The organism is Methylobacterium sp. 174MFSha1.1 (assembly GCF_900116815.1).
Taxonomy (GTDB): domain Bacteria; phylum Pseudomonadota; class Alphaproteobacteria; order Rhizobiales; family Beijerinckiaceae; genus Methylobacterium.
In genome coordinates this window covers 1-16,202 of record NZ_FPCB01000031.1, presented here as the reverse complement: position 1 = coordinate 16,202, position 16,202 = coordinate 1, and the positions used below count along the sequence as shown (strand labels likewise).

The window sequence follows — 16,202 nt, the reverse complement described above, 5'->3', positions numbered from 1 at the left end:
CAAGGGGCCCGCAACCTCCGCACAAGGCAGGGGCGTCAAGAGAGCGATGAGGCAGTGTCGCCTGGGCTGGGACGGGATTGGCGAGAGAGATGTCCGGTCGCGAGCAAGCCGAGAGGCTGTGGAGCAACATCGTCGAGCTCGGGCCCCGGCGTCTCGCCGCCCTCGGGCTGATCGGGCTCGTGGTGTTCCTGGCGGTGGGCCTCGGCGCCTATTACCTGAGCCGCCCGGCGCAGGAGACGCTCTATACCGGCCTCTCGCGCGAGGACGTCGCCCGCATCGGCGGCGTGCTCAAGGATGCGGGCATCCGCTTCGACGTCAGCGCCGACGGGGCCGCCGTGATGGTGCCCTACGGCAATACCGCCCAGGCCCGGATGCTGCTCGCCGAGAAGGGCCTGCCGCAGAGTTCGAAGTCGGGCTACGAGCTGTTCAACGACCTCGGCTCGCTCGGCATGACCTCGTTCATGCAGGAGGTGACCCGGGTTCGGGCGCTGGAGGGCGAGATCGCCCGCACCATCCAGGGCATGAAGGGCGTGCGCGCCGCCCGCGTCCACATCGTGCTCCCCGAGCGCGGCTCGTTCCGGCGCGACCAGCAGCCGCCCTCCGCCTCCGTGGTGGTGCGCACCGAGCCCGCCGACGACCGCAGCGGCGCCCAGGCGATCCGCCAGCTCGTCGCCTCGGCGATTCCCGGCATGCGGCCGGACCGGGTCACGGTGATCGGCGCCGACGGCACCCTGCTCCTGTCGGGCGACGATGCCGGCCAGGTGCCGACCGGCCGGATGGCGAGCCTGGAGAAGGATGTCGGCCGCGAGGTGCAGGACCGGATCCGCCGGGCGCTCACCCCCTATCTTGGCCTCGGCAACTTCGAGGTCAGCGTCGCGGCCCAGCTCAACACCGACAAGACCTCGACCAACGAGACGATCTACAACCCCGACCAGCAGGTCGCCCGCTCGGTCCGCTCGGTGCGCGAGAACGAGAACAGCCAGAACCGCAACTCCCAGCGGCCGACGAGCGCGCAGCAGAACCTGCCCGACCAGCGCACCCGCTCGGACGGCAACGACACCGCCAGCAACGAGACCTCCAAGAAGGAGGACCTCACCAACTACGAGATCTCCCAGAAGGTGATCCAGACGGTGAGCGACGGCTATGCGATGAAGCAGCTCTCGGTGGCGGTGCTGGTCAACCGCTCGCGGCTCACGGCCGGGCAGCCGCAGGGTCAAGAGGGCAATGCGGCCAACGCGGCCAACATCGAGAAGCAGATCGCCGAGATCGAGCAGATCGTCGCCTCGGCGGCCGGCACCAGCAAGGAGCGCGGCGACACGGTCAAGGTCGCGGCGGTGAGCTTCATCAACGACGGCCAGCCCCTCGAGCCGGTGCCGCCGCTCAGCATCGCCGATGTGATGGTGCGCCAGTCCGCGACCCTCATCAACGCGGCCACCATCCTGGTGGTTGCGGGCCTCCTGATCTGGTTCGGCCTGCGCCCGGCGCTCCGCGCCATCCTGGCGGTGCCGGAGGCGGCCCAGACCGAGATGGCGGCCCTCGAGGCCGCGGGCGCCGCCGCCCTGCCGGGCGCCGCGATGGCCGAGGCCGGCGTCCTGCCGGCACCGGACGCCGTCCCGGGCCATCCGGCGCTCGCCGGCCCCGAGGGGATGACGGCGATGGCGAGCCTCATCGAGGACATGGCCGAGAAGGCGAGGAACTCGCCGCAGAAGCGCCTGGAGCAGATGATCGACGTCGACGAGGAGCAGGTCGCCGCCATCCTCAAGCGCTGGCTGCTGCGTGAGGAGCCGGCGTGATGGATGCGGTGATCGCCCGCTACCTGCCGGAAATCGCCTCCGGCCCGGTGCCGCCCCAGGCGGTCCGCTTGCCGGCCCAGGCTCCCGCGGCCTCCGGCAACCCCTCCTCCGGCCCTTCTTCCTTCGACACTCCGTCCTTCGATAACCCTTGGGCCGGCCTCGCCCGGGCCCCGCGCGCGCCGCTCCCGGTTTCCGAGACGCCGGACGCGATCCGGATCGAGCCCGCCCGGGCCGAAGGCTCGCTCGAAGGCCTGCCCGGTGGCCCGCTCGACGCCGCGCGCGCGGAGTGGCTCGAAGGGCTGCTGCCCCGCGCCGCGACCCCGCCGGCGCCTGCGCCGCCTCCGCCCGAGGCCGCTATCGCCGCCTCGCCCCTGGTGAAGCCGCCGGCAGCCAAGCGCGAGACGCCGGAGGAGCGCGCCGCGCTCCTCGCCGCCGCCGAGGAGCGCGGCCGGCAGCAGGGCCTCGCCGAGGCCCGGGAGGAGGCCGCGGTCGCCCGCCTCCACGCGGCGCAAGCCGCGGAGGACCGCCTCGCCGAGGCGCGCCGGCACTGGAGCGCGGCCGAGGCCGACGCCCTGGCCGACGGCTTCGCGGCGGCGCTCCGCGCCCTCGACGCGACCCTCTCCGACCGCATCGCCCGCCTGCTGGTGCCGGTGCTGACCGACGCCCTGCGCCGCCAGGCGGTGGCCGAGCTGAGCGGCGCGCTGGCGCGGCTGCTGGCCGAGCCGCAGGCCGCGCATGTGCGGGTGAGCGGGCCGGAGGACCTGCTGGCGGCTTTGGCCGAGCGCCTCGGGCCGCTCGCGGCCTCCGTGTCGTTCACGGCGGCCGAGACGGCGGAGGTGCAGGTGAGCGCCGACCAGACCGTGATCGATACCCAGCTCGGCGCCTGGACGCGCCTCATCGCGGCAGCGGTGGCGGAGACCTGAGATGTCCGAGGGCCATCAGGAAATCATCATCATCAAGCGCCACGGCGACCACGAGGACGGTCACCACGGCGGCGCCTGGAAGATCGCGCTCGCCGACTTCATGACCGCCATGATGGCGCTGTTCCTCGTGATGTGGCTGATCAACTCCACCAGCAAGGAGCAGAAGCAGACCATCGCCGAGTACTTCAACCCGGTGAAGCTCGCCGAGGTCACCCACGACAAGAAGGGTCTTCGCGATCCCCACGACACTCCCTCCGAGCCCGGCGCCGAGGGCGGCAAGTCCGAGGGCAAAGGCGGAGAGGGCAAGGGGGAGGGCAAGGGCGAGGGCAAGGCCGGCGACAAGGCGAGCGAGGCCGCCCCGGGCAGCCGGTCACGGGAATCGGCCCTGTTCCAGGACCCCTACGCGGTGCTGGCTCGGCTTGCCGCCGAGTCCGAGCGCGCCGACACGGCGAGTTCCGACGCCGCCGTGGTCGAATCCGGCCAGCCCGGGATCAGCGGCGGCGACGCGGCGCGCGACCCCTTCGATCCGCTCTACTGGCAGGTCGAGCCGCTGCCGCGCCACCGCACCGAGCGGCCGGGCAAGGTCGGCACCGCGGTCACCGCCCCGTCCGAGAACCGCCTCGACGCCGCCGGCCAGGTCGCGTCCGCGGGCAAGCCCCGCGACCCGAAGGACGCGGTGACCCGCGTCGCCTCGGCCGAGGACGGGATGCCGCTCACGCCGCGGGATCCGCCCAAGGACACCTCGAAGGATGCCGGCAAGGACGCCGTGAAGGCGGCCGCCCTCAAGGAGCCGTCGCCCAGGGACGCCGCGAAGGACCTCGCCAGGGAGGCTGCTAAGGACACGGCCAGGGAATCCGGCAAGGACAAGGCCGCCGAGACCGCCGCGGTCGCCGCCATGAAGGCCGAGATCGCCAAGGCGGTGGCGCCGCTCTCGACCGGCGCGCCGATGCCGAAGGTCGAGGTGCGCCGCTCGGGCGAGGGCATCCTGATCAGCATCACCGACGAGATCGATTTCAGCATGTTCGGCATCGGCTCGGCGGAGCCGACCCCGAAGGTGGTGCGGGCGATCGAGAAGATCGCCAAGGTGATCAATTCCCGGCCCGGCCGCATCGTGGTCCGCGGCCACACCGACGGGCGTCCGTTCCGCTCCGAGTCCTACGACAACTGGCGCCTCTCGACCGCCCGGGCGCAGATGGCCTCCTACATGCTGGTGCGCGGCGGCGTCGACGACGCCCGCATCGAGCGCATCGAGGGCTACGCCGACCGCCAGCCGCGCAACCCCGCCGATCCGAAGGCGGCGGAGAACCGGCGCATCGAGATCCTGCTGCGGGGGCTGCCCGAATGAGCCGCCTCGCCCGCCTCGCGCTCGCCGGCATCCTCCTCGCGGCCGGGCTTCTCCCGGCGCAGGCCGGCGGGGACGGCCATGGCGGCGGCCACGCCGCGCCGGCGGCCGATTCCCACGGCGGGGGAGGGGACGGCCACGGCGGCCCGCCGCCGAAGCCTATCGAGCCGCTGCCGGTGGCGCCCCGCGGCCTGCCGGTCGAGCTGGTGCGCACGCTGCAGCTGCTCCAGGACCGGATCGCCCGCGGCTCGACGCAGGCCCACCTCGCCCAGCGCCAACTCCTCGGCCATATCGAGCAGCGCCTCGTCGCCCTCGATCCCGAGTCCTGGACGGCGCCGGAGAACGTGCGGGCGGCCGTCGCCTTCGCGCTCGCCGGCGGCGGTCCCGGGGTGCTGCGGCGGATGCGCGAGACGGCCAGGGTGCCCGACGACCTCGCCCCCCTGGTCCAGGGCGCGCTCGCCTACCTGGAGGGGCGCGAGCGCGAGGCCCGGCCGCTGCTCGGCCGCTACGATCCTCGCACCCAGCCCCTCGCCCTCGCCGGCCAGCTCGCCCTGACCCAGGCCGCGGTCAACGTCCGCGAGGCGCCGCGGCGGGCGATCGAGCTCCTCGACCTCGCGCGGCTGCTCGCCCCCGGCACCCTGGTGGAGGAGGGGGCCCTGCGCCGCGAGATCTTCATCCACGCCCAGGGCGGGGACGCGACGCGCTTCGAGGCCCTGTCGATCCAGTACCTGCGGCGGTTCCGCCGCTCGGTCTATGCCGGCAATTTCCGCCAGCGCTTCGCCACGGCGCTGACCCGGCTCGACTTCGACAGCGACCGCGCCCGCGTCGCCCGCCTCGAGCGGATGCTCGACGAGATCGAGCCGGGCGAGCGGCGCGACCTCTACCTCCTGGTCGCCCGGGCCGGGCTGGACCAGGGCCGGCGCGAGACCGCGACCTTCGCGGCCGAGCGGGCCTTGAGCCTCGCCGGTCCCGACAGCGAGGCGGCCGCCCGGGCCCGGCTCTACCGGGCCGCCGCCCTGATCGTCGTCGACGGGCGCTACGAGGAGGGGCTCGAGTCGCTGCGCGCCGTCGACCGGGCCGGGCTCGACGCGAGCGACCGCGGCCTCCTCGACGCCGCGCTCTCCACCGCCGGCCAGATCCGGGGCGGCGCGCCGCCCGCGCCCGCCGCCCCTCCCGCGCCGCCGACCGCCGAGGCCGCCCCGCCGGCCGGCCGGCACCAGATTCCCGAGGCCGCATCGATCGCCCGGGCGCGCGAAGCGCTCGCGCAGGTCGACCGGATGATCGACAGGACCGACCCGTGACTCCCCTCGACGCGATGCTGACGGGCCCGCGCCCGCGCCTCGACGGCGCGCGCACCCCCGGCGACCAGGCCCGCCCCGATGCCGGAGCCGGCTTCGACGCCGTGCTCACCCAGTTCGAGAGCCGCGAGCGCCCCGAGCCCGCGACCCCGCCCGAGGCCGGGACGGAGACGGCGGCCGACCCGGCCGCGCGCGCCGAGGGGGCGACGCGCCCCGCGAACCGGGGCACCGCACTCCTCGGCGCCGCGACGCTGGACACGCTGCTTGCCGGCGCGCTCCCGCGGGGCGGCGTCCGCCCGCGCGACGCGGATCTCGCCGCCCTGATGGAGCGGGCCGCCGGCCGGGTGCCCGCGCAGGCCCCCGCCAGCGAGATGCCTGGCTCCGCCGGGGCGATGCCGGCGGCGAGCACCCCGGGATCGGGTACGCCCCCGGGACCGCAAGCCGCCGCGTCCGGCTCTCCCGGCAGCCTGCCTGGACCCGGGAGCGCCGCCGCGGCCGCTTCCGCGCCCCCGCTCGCCGGCGCGAGCCGGATCCTCGCGATCCAGGCCCGCGCGCACGAGGTGCCCGCAACCGCGATCTCCTCGACCGAGCCCCCCCCGGCGGAGGAGGCCGCGCCGCTTGCCGGCCCCGCGTCGCGAGAGGCGGCTCCGCCCCGCCACCTCGCAGGGCTGCGCCCGATCCCCGTCCCGGAGGCTCCGGCCGCGAAAGCCGAGGTCCCGGCCGCATCGGACGGGGAGGGCGAGACCTCCGAGCCCGCGGCCGAGCCGGCGCCCGCCGACGAGGCCCCGTTGGCCGCCGTGCCGTGGTCGACGCGCGCCGATCCGGCGCTGCCATTCCCGCTCCCGGCCGCGCCGGCAGCCCCGGCTCCGGTGAGTGCCGCGTCGCCGCAGACCCCCGGTCCTGCGGCCGATCCGGCGGCAGGTCAGGCGATGGCGCCCGCCGCCATGCCGAGATCCGCCGTGGTCGTGATCGCGCAGGAGACCCATTTCGCACCGGTCGCGGCCCGTCCGGCGCCGGCGAGCCAGGCGCCCGCGACGCCCGTCGGCGAAGCGGCGACGCAGCGCGACGCGACCGCTCCGGGGACCGCCCTGCCCGGAGCGCAGCCACCGGCTCCGCTCCCCACCTCGGCGGGCATGACGGCGCCCCGTCCGCAGCCGCTCGCCGCCGCGTCAGCCTCCCCGGTCTCCGATGCCGCCGGCCCCGCGGGCGGGACCGGTGCCGTGCCGACCGAGACGCCGCCAAATTCCGGCGCTCCGGCTCCCGCGACGGCCGGCGGCCCGGCCCTGCCCCTGCGCGACCCCGCCTCGCCGATCCCGTCGGCGGTCGCGACAGCCGCTCGGCCGGCGGCAGCACTGCCCGGGACACTCGCCGGACCGGCCGGTGATCCGAATGCCCCACCGCCGCCGCCATCCTCTACCGGTCAGGCCCGTGCCATCGCCCCGGAACCGGTTGCCTCCCCGCCGGGCGAGACGATGACGACTCCCTCGACGGTGCCGGCGGCCGCGTCCCGACCAGTGACGGGAGAGTCGGGATCCGATCATGCCACCCCGACCCGCGAGGCGGCGGTCGGTACCCCCGCGACCGCTCGGATGCCGGAAGGTTCCGGGCCTCGGCCGCTGACCGGCGACGCCGCCCCGATGGCCGGGCCGGCCACCGCGAACGCACCTGCGCCGGGAGCGGCCTCCCCATCGGAAGCCAGATCGTCATCCGAGTCCAAGCCTCCGGCTGAGGCCAAGCTTTCGGTCGAGGGCGGGCGTCCTGTCGGAGCCGGATCGTCGACCGGAACGACATCGTCGGCCGAAGCGCGTCCCGCGATGCCATCGCGGGAATCCGGTTACCAACAGGAACCCGGCACTGTCCGCGAGGCCGGCTCCTCCCAGGAGACCCGATCCTCCCGGCAGGCCGGTCCGGCGCGCGCCGCCATGCCCGTCTCGGAGGCCAGGCTCCTGCCAGAGGCCAAGGCGTCACAGGAGATCAAGACCGTCGGCCCGGCGACGCCCGGGGAGCGGCGTGCCGAGGATTCGGCGGCGGGCCTGACCACCCCGGTCCCGACCGTCGAGGCGGCGCCGGTCCCGGTGGCCTTGCCGGCCGCCACCCTGCGGCAGATCGCGGACGCGGTGGCGACCGGGGCTGCCTCCCTGCCCGACCCCGCCTCGGTCCGGGCCGGTGCGGTCGCGGCGGCCTGGAGCGCCGCCGCCCAGACGGAGGGACCGTTGCGGCTCCTGACCCTGCAGCTGCGCCCGGCGGAGCTCGGCCAGGTCCAGGTCCGGATGCGGTTGCAGGACGGGCGCCTGGAGATGAGCCTGCGCGCCGAGCGCGAGGAGACCGCGGAGCTCCTGCGGCGCGACGGCGGTCTCCTCACCGCCCTGGTGCGCGAGGCCGGCTACCAGCCGGACCTCGTCACGGTGCAGGCCGGCCGCCTGCCGGGTCAGCCCGACGCCTCCCCGCAAGGGGGCGGCCAGGCGCTCCCGTCCTTCGCCGGCGGGCAGCAGCAGCATGGCGGCGCGAGCCCGGACCAGCCGGCCCGCCGCACCCCCGACGCGCCCGAGGAAGGCGGGCGCCGGAGCATGGAGCAGAGAGATGATGCGCATTCGGGCGATCGCGACCGCAGCGGCCTTTACCTGTAGCGCCGTCGCGGGCGCGCAGGCCGCCGCCACGGTGTCCGGGTCCGCCCGGGCGCCGCTGCCGCCGACCGGCAACGTCTGCGAGCAGCAGATGGCGCAGGCCGCCGCGCGCCACGGCGTGCCGCTGGGCATGCTCTACGCCGTCGGCCTGACCGAGAGCGGCAACCGCGGCTCGTTGCAGCCCTACGCCATGAATATCGGCGGCAAGGCCTATTTCGGGTCGAACGCCGCCGACGTGATCCGGCGCCTGGGGGAAGCGCAGGCCAGCGGCGTGCGCCTGGTCGATCTCGGCTGCATGCAGATCAACCATCATTATCACCGGGCGAAGTTCTCCTCGCTCGAGGCGATGATCGACCCGCGCCAGAACGTCGAGTACGCCACGATCTTCCTGAAGGAGCTCAAGGCCCGGGAGGGCAGCTGGACCCTGGCGGTGGCGCGCTACCACGCCGGCCCGAACAACAACCCGGCGCAGAAGCAGTATGTCTGCCGGGTGATCGCCAACATGGTGGCCTCCGGCTTCGGCCAGTGGACGCCGGGCGCCAAGACCTTCTGCCACTGAGGACGTTCTGCCGGTGAGGCTTCGCCTCACCCGACGTAGGTGTAGCCGATGTAGCGCTTCGCCTCGATCGGGTCGTGGCCGAGAGCCTGCGCCAGCTTCTTGCGCAGCTTGCTGACATGGCCCTCGACCACGCTCTCCTCGACGCCGTCGCTGTAGACGCCGTACACGCCGTTGAAGAGCTGGGTCTTGGTCACCCGCCGGCCGCGGTTGCGCACCAGGAATTCCAGGATGTGGCGCTCGCGCCGGGGCAGCGAGAGGGGCACGCCGTCGATCTCGGGGTCGCGCCCGTCGAAGAACACCCGGAGCCGCTCGGGCCCCCGGGCCGGCGCCTGCCCGTCGCAGGCCGGGGCGGCATCGGAGCCGGACGCCTGGGAGCCGGACGCCTGGACACTCGCCGCCTGCTCCCCGTTGACCCGGCGCCAGATCGCCTCGGTCCGGGCCAGGATCTCACGGACGTGGACCGGCTTGGGCAGCACGTCGTCGATGCCGGCGTCGAACAGCACCAGGGTCTGTTCCAGCGACCGCGAATCGGCCAGCGCGATGATCGGGGCGCGGGATTGCCGGCGGATCGCGCTCGCGCAGCGGGCGCGCTCGTCGAAATCGCCCAGCAGAAAACCCTGCACCGCGTCGAGGTCGCTGCGGGACGCCGATTCGATCCAGCTCGTGAACTCTTCAGGCGAGAGCGAGAAGGATGAAATTCCTTCCCGGTCGAACCCGGCCTTGAAGCCTGCATTCACCGATTTCCTGGCATCAACCAAGAAATACATCTGTCGTACCCTCATCGGGCCGGGCCGGACCGCACCGCGTGGCGAAGCCCGTACCTGTGCCCTGTCTTGCGCCTCCGGCACGGAACCTTGGGTCGTCGGGCGGGCGGGGTACGCGCGCCGTTCGATTAGCCTTCGGTGTCCGATTTGCGCCGAACGAAGTCATGTCCGGGCCGTCGCGGCCGGTCAATGACTGCTGCGCCGCAGCAAGCCCGCTTCGCAGGACTTTTTTGAGGATGGGGCGCGGGTGTGTGCGCGAGGACGCGTTAAGCCGGAGTTAGCTGGGCCCGCCCAGCCCCTTGCCGTGGCCGCGTCAGACCTCAGGAGAGCCGGGCGTCCGACAGGGCACGGGCGAAGGCGTCGAGGCGCAAGGGGGGGCCGTCCTCGGCCAGGATGCGCTGGATCGCCACCCCGACGAAGCAGCCGTCGAGGACGAGCTTGAAGAACACCGTCACGGGCTTGGCGGCGAACTCCATGTCGAGCACCACCTGCATCGAGCGGCCCCAGTCGAGGCAGACGTCGGCGGCGTCGGCGTAGGTCAGCGTCGCGTGCTTGAAGAACGGCTCGGCGGAGGAGGCGACGAGGTCGGCGATGTTGCCGTGGCGCTCGCCCCGCACCCAGCCGATCAGCACGCTGCCGTCGAGCAGGCAGAACTCGGTGATGAAGTCGCGGAGCGCCGTCGCGAAGACCTCCTCGGCCGCCGCGATCACGTCCCGGGACGGGATCCGGGCCTGCGCGAGATCGTGGTCGTGAGGGATCATCGTTGTCTCGCGAACAGGAAGAACAGGATCTGCGCCACCGCGCGGTAGAACTCCGCGGGGATCATCTGGTCGACTTGGACAGCATCGTACAGCGACCTTGCCAGAGGCTTGTCCTCGATCACCGGGATGCCCTTCTGCTCGGCGATCTCGCGGATGCGCAGGGCGATCAGGTCCTGGCCCTTGGCGAGCACGATCGGCGCCGGTCCTTCCGACGGCTCGTAGCGCAAGGCGATCGCGAAGTGAGTCGGGTTGGCGATGACCACGGTGGCGCGGTCGACCTGGCCGAGCATGCGCTTGCGGGTGCGGTCCTGGGCGAGCGAGCGCAGGCGCGCCTTGATGGTCGGATCGCCCTCGATCTGCTTGTGCTCGTCCTTGATCTCCTGGCGCGACATCTTGAGCGAGCGCTGCCAGCGCAGGCGCGCCCAGACGAGGTCGCCCGCGACGATCACGATGGTGGCGATGCTGACGGCTGAGACCAGGCGGATCGCGGTCGTCAGGATCAGCTCGGGGAGCTGGCTCGGGTCGACGAACATGGCACTCACGGCTTTGCCCTGTTCCGAGCGCAGGAGCAGGAGGACGACGAGACTGACCGAGGAGACTTTAAGGACAGCTTTCAGGAACTCGACCTGGCCGGAGCGGCCGAAGATGCGGCCCCAGCCCGAGGCCGGGGAGATGCGGTTCCATTTCGGGGCGATCCGGTCGGCGACGAGGCTCGGGACGTTCTGGGCGAGGGAGGCGACGAGCCCGAACCCGATCAGCACCAGCAGGATCGGGGTCAGGAAGCGGGCGAGCGCTCCGCCGGTGGCGTGCATCAGGGACAGGGCGTCCTCGGCGCTGCCGAGCGCGAACCCGCCCGGATGGTCGAGGAACGAGGACAGGTCGCGGGCGAGCGCCGTCGCCCGGTCCCGCACCACCAGGCTCAGGGAGACCAGGAGCCCGAGGATGGAGGCGAAGACCGGCGCCTCGCGGGAGAACGGCACGTTGCCCTTCTCGATCGCGTCGCGCACCTTCCGCTCGGTGGCGGCCTCGGTCTTGCTCTCCTGGTCGGTCTCCTCAGACATGCGTCGGACCGCGCCGCGCGAGCCTCGCCGTCGGGAGCGTCATTCCGCACCGCTCAGCGGATGAGGGCCTCATCCTCGCCTCCCGGGTTGATCTCGATCTCGCCGCGGCCCGCCATGTCCATGGCGAGGTCGGTGATGGTGCGGCGCGCCTCCATCACGTCGCGCTGGGCGGCCGGCTCGCCGCCGTTGAGCTCGTGCTCGACCATGCGGCGCACGCGGGCCGACAGCGCGCTCAGCACCACCGTGCGGAACTCCGCGTCGGTGCCCTTCAGCGCCAGCACCAGGCGGTCGTTGGGCACCGCGTCGAACAGGGTGGTGCGCGCGCGCGGCGCCAGCTTGACGATGTCGTCGAAGGTGAACAGCAGGCCCTTGAGGATCTCGACCGATTTCGGCCGCGAATCGGCGAGGCTGGTGAGCGCCTCGTCCATCTGCTGGCGGTCCATCTTGTTGATGATGTCGGCCATCTTGGCGTGGGTGTCGGCGCCGGAATTGCGCGAGCCGTTGACCAGGAAGTCCTCGTGCAGGGCGCGCTCGACCGCCTGCATCACCTCGTCGGTCACCGGCTTGAAGGTCAGCATCCGCCGCATCACGGTGTTGCGCACCGGCAGCGGCAGGTGTCCCATCACCTTGGCGGCGATAGCGGGCTTGACCTTCGACAGGATCAGGGCGGCGGTCTGCGGGTGCTCCTTGACCAGGTAGCTCGCCAGCACGCTCTCCGACACCGTCGCCATGCGCTCCCAGACCGAGCGGTTGGCGTTGCCGCGCACCTCGGCCAGGATGTCGGCGAGCTGATCGGCCGGGAGCAGGCCGGTGAGGAGCTTCTCGACCTCCTGCACCGTGCCGACGAGGCTCGCGCCGCTGGCGAACTCCTCGGCGAAGCTCTCGACCACGCTGTCGACCTGGTCGGGGTTCACCGCGCCGAGCCGCGAGGCCGAGTGGGTGATCCGCTTGATCTCGTCCGGCTCGAAATACTTGAGCAGGCGCCCCGCCGCGGGCTTGCCCATGGCCAGGAGCAGCGTCGCGACCTGGTCGACGGGTGCGAGCTGCCGCGAGGCGCTGCGCAGGGCCGAGGGGGACACCGAGACGTTCACGCGGGTCAGCCGTTCTGTGCGGCGTCGGCCGGGCCGACCACCTCGGTCAGCGAGACGCCGAAGCGGGAATTATCCTCCTCGACGATGACGATCTCGCCCCGGGCGATCACCCGGCCGTTGACCATCACGTCGACCGGCTCGCCGACCCGGTGGTCGAGGGGCACGACGGCGCCGCGGCCGAGCTTCATCAGGTTGGCGACCGGCATGGTGGCCGAGCCGAGCACGACCTGCACCAGGACCGGGATGCGCAGGATCGAATCGAGGTTGCGTCCGTCCTCGGCTGCTGGCGAGCCTTGGTTCGGGAAGGCGGCGCTGGCGCCGGCATCGGGGAAGGGGCTCGTGCTCATCGCGGGCTCGCGTGGAAGTCTCGAAATGTCCCTGACAGGTCTAGGCGCTCAAGCTGATCCGAGGCTTGCGGCGCATGCTTGCGGCCGGGTGTGATGGCGTCATTCGGCCTGGCTTCATCCGTCGTGCCTTGCCGGCGCAGCGAGACCGGAGTCCCGGCGTGGGACGCCTGTCGGCGTCCGCGTTCGGGCAGGGCGCAGTCTCGCGCCGAATCGATACCGGACCGTGCAGGGGATGCAGCGAAAGCGATGCTCCGGACGCAGCATCCAACGACGGGGATGTCGGCCTTCCCACCCGCGACCTTGTCCCAAAGAGCATCACGCGCGTCATCGGGCGGCCTTGAAGCCCCCCGTGTCATCCCGAGGCTCGCCGGAGGCGAGAACCCGGGATCCATAACCGCCGACGCAGTCGGACGAGGCGGAGCGCGTTCAGCCCGATCTTGCGCAGTCGGCGGTTATGGATCCCGGGTTCCGCTTTCGCGGCCCCGGGATGACACGGAGGGCTTCACGTCGGTCCGCTCACGCCGAGCCGGTGCCGCGGTACCATGCACGCAACTTTGCCGCCGGACCGTTGGCCCCTTTCGGTGAATGACACTCAGCGCCGTCCCTCGGCCCGGGCCGCCTCGCGCCGGCCGGCCTCGAGGGCGTCGAGCGTCGCCTTCGCCTCGTCGATCTTGGCGGCGAGCGCCTCGAGCACCGCCCGGCCCTCGCCGGTGAAGCTGCGCACCGCCTCGCCGGCGCTGGCGAGCGCGTGGCCGGAGGCCGCGACCGCGCGCCCGTACTCGGCCTGGGCGCGGTCGAGGCGCTTGAGCTTCAGGTAGAGCGGCAGCACGCAGGCATTGGTGCCGACGAGGGCGGCGAGCAGCACTCCGTCAACCAGCGACACCATGCTCCGCTCCCTCCTTGTCCTGATTGATGGCCTCGTCGATCCGCAGGACGTAGGCCCCCTGAGACTGCCCGGCCTGACACCAGAACAGCGGCTTGTCGTTGCCCTCGAGCTTGATCCGCGTCGCCGGGGTGGCGTCGAGGGCGATCACCTGTCCGACCTTCAGCCCGGCGATCTCGCCGAGCGTCAGGTGGCGCTCCTCCAGCACGGCGCGCAGGTGCACCGTGGTCTTCTGCACCTCGGCGGCGATCTGGCTCGTCCAGCGCGGGTCGCGGCGGGTGTTGGTCTCGCCGGTCAGCACCTTGGCGAGGCTCGGGCGCAGCGGGTTGAGCACCGATTGCGGCAGGATGAGGAACATCTCGCCGCCGCGGCTGAGCCCCTGGATCAGGAACTTGGCCTGGATCGCCTTGTTGCTGCGCCGGCCGATCACCGCGAATTCCATCCGGGTCTCGGTGCGCTCCAGGTGGAACGCCGTCTTCGAGACGAGGCCGAACGAGGATTCGAGCGCCCGGCCGACCTGCTCCAGGATCATGTGGGCGATGCGCAGCTCGATCGCCGAGAAGGCGCGCTCGTCGTCGACCGGCTGCTCGGTGCCGTCGGCGCCGAACAGCACCTCCACCATGGTGAAGACGAAGTCGCGGTCGAGGCCGACCAGGATGTGGCCGTCCCAGGCCGGGGCGCTGAAGATGCCCACCACCGCCTTGGCGTCGTAGACGTCGAGGAGCTCGCCGAAGCGTCCGCTCTCGACGCCGTTCAGCGAGTACAGGACCGACGAGGCGGCGAGGTGCTTGAGGCTGTCGCCGCAGGCGGTGGCCAGGCGGTCGAAGATGAGCTGCAGCATCGGCAGCCGGTCCAGGGAGAGGCCGGCGGCCTCCTGGATGCGGGCGCGGATGTCGGCGGGGCTCCGGAGGATCGCCGGATCGGAGGGGCCGGGCGTGGAGCCGGAGAGGGGGCCGGTCGCGGGTTCGGTCATGGATCGGAGTGTCCCGGCTCTCGTCAGGCCGCGTCTCGGGGGATGTGCATCAGGCCGCTGCGCGGCCGGTCCACGGTCAGGCCGCCTCGCGGTTCTGGGCGCCCGGCACGGTGGCGGCCTCGACCTCGTCGATGGTCGGGCGGTCGGGCGCGGCGATGCCCTTGCGGCCGTGCTCGATCGCCACCTGGGGAAGGGCACCGTTCATGTAGGCGATCAGGCTCTGCTTCACGATGGTGTAGACCGAGCACTGCTTCTCGCGCACGCCCTTCACCTTGATGGCGAGCGGCGCCAGCACGCCGTAGGACGCGAACACCCCGAAGAACGTGCCGACGAGCGCCGCGCCGATGAGGCCGCCGAGGATCTGCGGCGACTGGTCGAGCGCGCCCATCGCCTTCACGATGCCGAGCACCGCCGCGACGATCCCGAGCGCCGGCAGCGCCTCCGCCACCGTGTTGATCGCGTTGTAGGGCTTGAGCGCGTACTTCTTGTGCGTGCCGATCTCCTCCTCCATCAGCGCCTCGATCTCGTGCGAGCGGGCGCCGCCGATCAGGATCAGCCGGCAATAGTCGCAGATGAACAGGACCAGGCCCTGGTCCTTCACCACGTCGGGGTAGTTCTTGAAGATCTCGGAATTCCCGGGATCGTCGAAATGGGTCTCGACCTCGTTGCGCGGCTTGGTCTTGATCTCGCGCAGGAGGGCGTGGATCAGGCCGAGCAGCGACAGGAAGTCCTTGCGCTTCGGGCCCTTGCCGGTGAACGCCTCCATGGTCGCCTTGCCGGAATCGACCACCGTCTTCATCGGGTTGGCGATCACGAAGGTGCCGGCCGCCATGCCGCCGATGATGACGAACTCCCAGGGCTGCCAGATCACGATCAGGTGGCCGCCCATGGCCACGAAGCCGCCGAGCATGCAGCCGATGGCGATGAGCAGGCCGACGAGGATTCCCATTTCCCGCAACGCTCCGTCTTGAGGCCTCAAGGCTCTAAGGCCGGTGGCTTGCGCGGGGCTTTTTGGGACAATCGGCCGTGGCGTCCGGGCTCAGGGCCGCGGATTCCCACCGCCGCGGCGGCGGAGATTCGGCTTGAGTCTATCGCGGCTTATCTCGGCTTTTCCGGGTTTTCCCCAGGCATCTCGCCGGGTCCGGGGCGGCTTAAGCGCTTGATAAGGCGGGTATCGCGATAGTCCTCCCTGTCGCCGGGGCCCACAAAGACCGCGGCGACAGGATCAGCGGAGGGCATAAACTGCCCTAGACATGATGTCGATCCGCTGACCCCGGTGAGAAGCCGGATGTGTTGAAAGCTCAGACGGTGAGGTGACGGTTCGCGGGCTGATGAAGCCCGCGGACCCAGCCGGGCCGCTCTGCACCGGTACGAGCCCGGACTCCTGCACATTCCCGCCACCGCGCAACACCGGAACCATCAGCCGTGACCAGCCTCCTGACCAACACCGCCGCGATGACGGCGCTGACCACGCTCAAGTCCATCAGCCAGAACCTCGACACGACCAGCAACCGCGTCTCCACCGGCCAGCGCGTCTCGGCCGCCTCGGACAACGCCGCCTACTGGTCGATCGCCACCACGGTGCGCACCGACAACGCCTCGCTCTCGGCGGTCAAGGACTCCCTCGGCCTCGGCTCCTCGGCCGTCGACACCGCCTATAACGGCGTGTCCAGCATCATCACCAACCTGCAGACCCTGCGCAGCAAGCTGCAGACCGCGCTGCAGCCGGGCGTCGACCGCTCGAAGGTCCAGACCGAGATCGCCGCCATCCAGAACCAGATGA

14 protein-coding genes and 1 pseudogene are annotated in these 16,202 nt (G+C 72.2%); 7 read left to right on the top strand and 8 right to left on the bottom strand.

Annotated elements, in window-relative coordinates:
* Positions 1-89: 89 nt before the first annotated feature.
* The 6 genes from fliF to BM430_RS24405 are packed head-to-tail and all read left to right on the top strand — an operon-like array spanning position 90 to position 8,539.
* Positions 90-1,793, top strand: a complete 1,704-nt coding sequence (fliF, locus tag BM430_RS24430) for a flagellar basal-body MS-ring/collar protein FliF (protein ID WP_093569844.1) — start codon at positions 90-92, stop codon at positions 1,791-1,793.
* Positions 1,793-2,716, top strand: a complete 924-nt coding sequence (locus tag BM430_RS24425; protein ID WP_093569843.1) for a hypothetical protein — start codon at positions 1,793-1,795, stop codon at positions 2,714-2,716. The genes fliF and BM430_RS24425 overlap by 1 nt, the downstream gene beginning before the upstream one ends.
* 1 nt (position 2,717) lies before the next feature.
* Positions 2,718-4,061, top strand: coding sequence for a MotB family protein (locus BM430_RS24420; protein ID WP_093569842.1), 1,344 nt, complete (start codon positions 2,718-2,720; stop codon positions 4,059-4,061).
* Positions 4,058-5,359 carry a chemotaxis protein MotC gene (locus BM430_RS24415; protein WP_093569841.1) on the top strand — a complete coding sequence of 434 codons (1,302 nt, stop codon included), beginning with the start codon at positions 4,058-4,060 and terminating at the stop codon, positions 5,357-5,359. The genes BM430_RS24420 and BM430_RS24415 overlap by 4 nt, the downstream gene beginning before the upstream one ends.
* A complete protein-coding gene (locus BM430_RS24410; protein ID WP_093569840.1) occupies positions 5,356-7,983 on the top strand; it encodes a flagellar hook-length control protein FliK in 2,628 nt (875 codons plus the stop codon). Before BM430_RS24415 ends, BM430_RS24410 begins: the two co-directional genes overlap by 4 nt.
* Positions 7,937-8,539, top strand: a complete 603-nt coding sequence (locus BM430_RS24405) for a transglycosylase SLT domain-containing protein (RefSeq protein ID WP_093569839.1) — start codon at positions 7,937-7,939, stop codon at positions 8,537-8,539. Before BM430_RS24410 ends, BM430_RS24405 begins: the two co-directional genes overlap by 47 nt.
* 26 nt (positions 8,540-8,565) lie before the next feature.
* On the opposite strand, the gene BM430_RS24400 is transcribed toward BM430_RS24405, so the two are convergent.
* The 8 genes from BM430_RS24400 to motA form a co-directional block, all read right to left on the bottom strand.
* Positions 8,566-9,306: a response regulator transcription factor gene (locus tag BM430_RS24400; protein ID WP_093569838.1), complete on the bottom strand. Its 741-nt coding sequence runs from the start codon at positions 9,304-9,306 to the stop codon at positions 8,566-8,568.
* 317 nt (positions 9,307-9,623) lie between these two features.
* Positions 9,624-10,064, bottom strand: a complete 441-nt coding sequence (locus BM430_RS24395; RefSeq protein ID WP_093569837.1) for a hypothetical protein — start codon at positions 10,062-10,064, stop codon at positions 9,624-9,626.
* A complete protein-coding gene (flhB, locus tag BM430_RS24390) occupies positions 10,061-11,125 on the bottom strand; it encodes a flagellar biosynthesis protein FlhB (protein WP_093569836.1) in 1,065 nt (354 codons plus the stop codon). The genes BM430_RS24395 and flhB overlap by 4 nt, the downstream gene beginning before the upstream one ends.
* A gap of 53 nt (positions 11,126-11,178) precedes the next feature.
* Positions 11,179-12,216, bottom strand: coding sequence for a flagellar motor switch protein FliG (locus BM430_RS24385; protein WP_244539645.1), 1,038 nt, complete (start codon positions 12,214-12,216; stop codon positions 11,179-11,181).
* Between the two features lie 5 nt (positions 12,217-12,221).
* Positions 12,222-12,563: a flagellar motor switch protein FliN gene (gene fliN, locus BM430_RS24380; RefSeq protein WP_093569834.1), complete on the bottom strand. Its 342-nt coding sequence runs from the start codon at positions 12,561-12,563 to the stop codon at positions 12,222-12,224.
* A 592-nt stretch (positions 12,564-13,155) separates the two neighbouring features.
* Entirely contained in the window at positions 13,156-13,449 is a 294-nt protein-coding gene (locus BM430_RS24375) for a hypothetical protein (RefSeq protein WP_093569833.1), read from the bottom strand.
* Positions 13,433-14,419, bottom strand: coding sequence for a flagellar motor switch protein FliM (locus tag BM430_RS24370; protein ID WP_093569832.1), 987 nt, complete (start codon positions 14,417-14,419; stop codon positions 13,433-13,435). The genes BM430_RS24375 and BM430_RS24370 overlap by 17 nt, the downstream gene beginning before the upstream one ends.
* A gap of 76 nt (positions 14,420-14,495) precedes the next feature.
* Positions 14,496-15,368, bottom strand: coding sequence for a flagellar motor stator protein MotA (motA, locus tag BM430_RS24365; RefSeq protein WP_093569831.1), 873 nt, complete (start codon positions 15,366-15,368; stop codon positions 14,496-14,498).
* 476 nt (positions 15,369-15,844) lie between these two features.
* On the opposite strand from motA, the pseudogene BM430_RS24360 reads away from it, so the two are divergent.
* Positions 15,845-16,202, top strand: a pseudogene (locus tag BM430_RS24360) (flagellin); the annotation flags it as partial.

Coding starts and splice junctions, on each gene's coding strand:
- fliF (WP_093569844.1), top strand. CDS start 90: ATGTCCGGTCGCGAGCAAGCCGAGAGGCTGTGGAGCAACATCGTCGAG.
- BM430_RS24420 (WP_093569842.1), top strand. CDS start 2,718: ATGTCCGAGGGCCATCAGGAAATCATCATCATCAAGCGCCACGGCGAC.
- BM430_RS24375 (WP_093569833.1), bottom strand. CDS start 13,449: ATGGTGTCGCTGGTTGACGGAGTGCTGCTCGCCGCCCTCGTCGGCACC.
- BM430_RS24395 (WP_093569837.1), bottom strand. CDS start 10,064: ATGATCCCTCACGACCACGATCTCGCGCAGGCCCGGATCCCGTCCCGG.
- motA (WP_093569831.1), bottom strand. CDS start 15,368: ATGGGAATCCTCGTCGGCCTGCTCATCGCCATCGGCTGCATGCTCGGC.
- fliN (WP_093569834.1), bottom strand. CDS start 12,563: ATGAGCACGAGCCCCTTCCCCGATGCCGGCGCCAGCGCCGCCTTCCCG.
- BM430_RS24400 (WP_093569838.1), bottom strand. CDS start 9,306: ATGTATTTCTTGGTTGATGCCAGGAAATCGGTGAATGCAGGCTTCAAG.
- BM430_RS24370 (WP_093569832.1), bottom strand. CDS start 14,419: ATGACCGAACCCGCGACCGGCCCCCTCTCCGGCTCCACGCCCGGCCCC.
- BM430_RS24415 (WP_093569841.1), top strand. CDS start 4,058: ATGAGCCGCCTCGCCCGCCTCGCGCTCGCCGGCATCCTCCTCGCGGCC.
- BM430_RS24425 (WP_093569843.1), top strand. CDS start 1,793: ATGGATGCGGTGATCGCCCGCTACCTGCCGGAAATCGCCTCCGGCCCG.
- BM430_RS24405 (WP_093569839.1), top strand. CDS start 7,937: ATGATGCGCATTCGGGCGATCGCGACCGCAGCGGCCTTTACCTGTAGC.
- flhB (WP_093569836.1), bottom strand. CDS start 11,125: ATGTCTGAGGAGACCGACCAGGAGAGCAAGACCGAGGCCGCCACCGAG.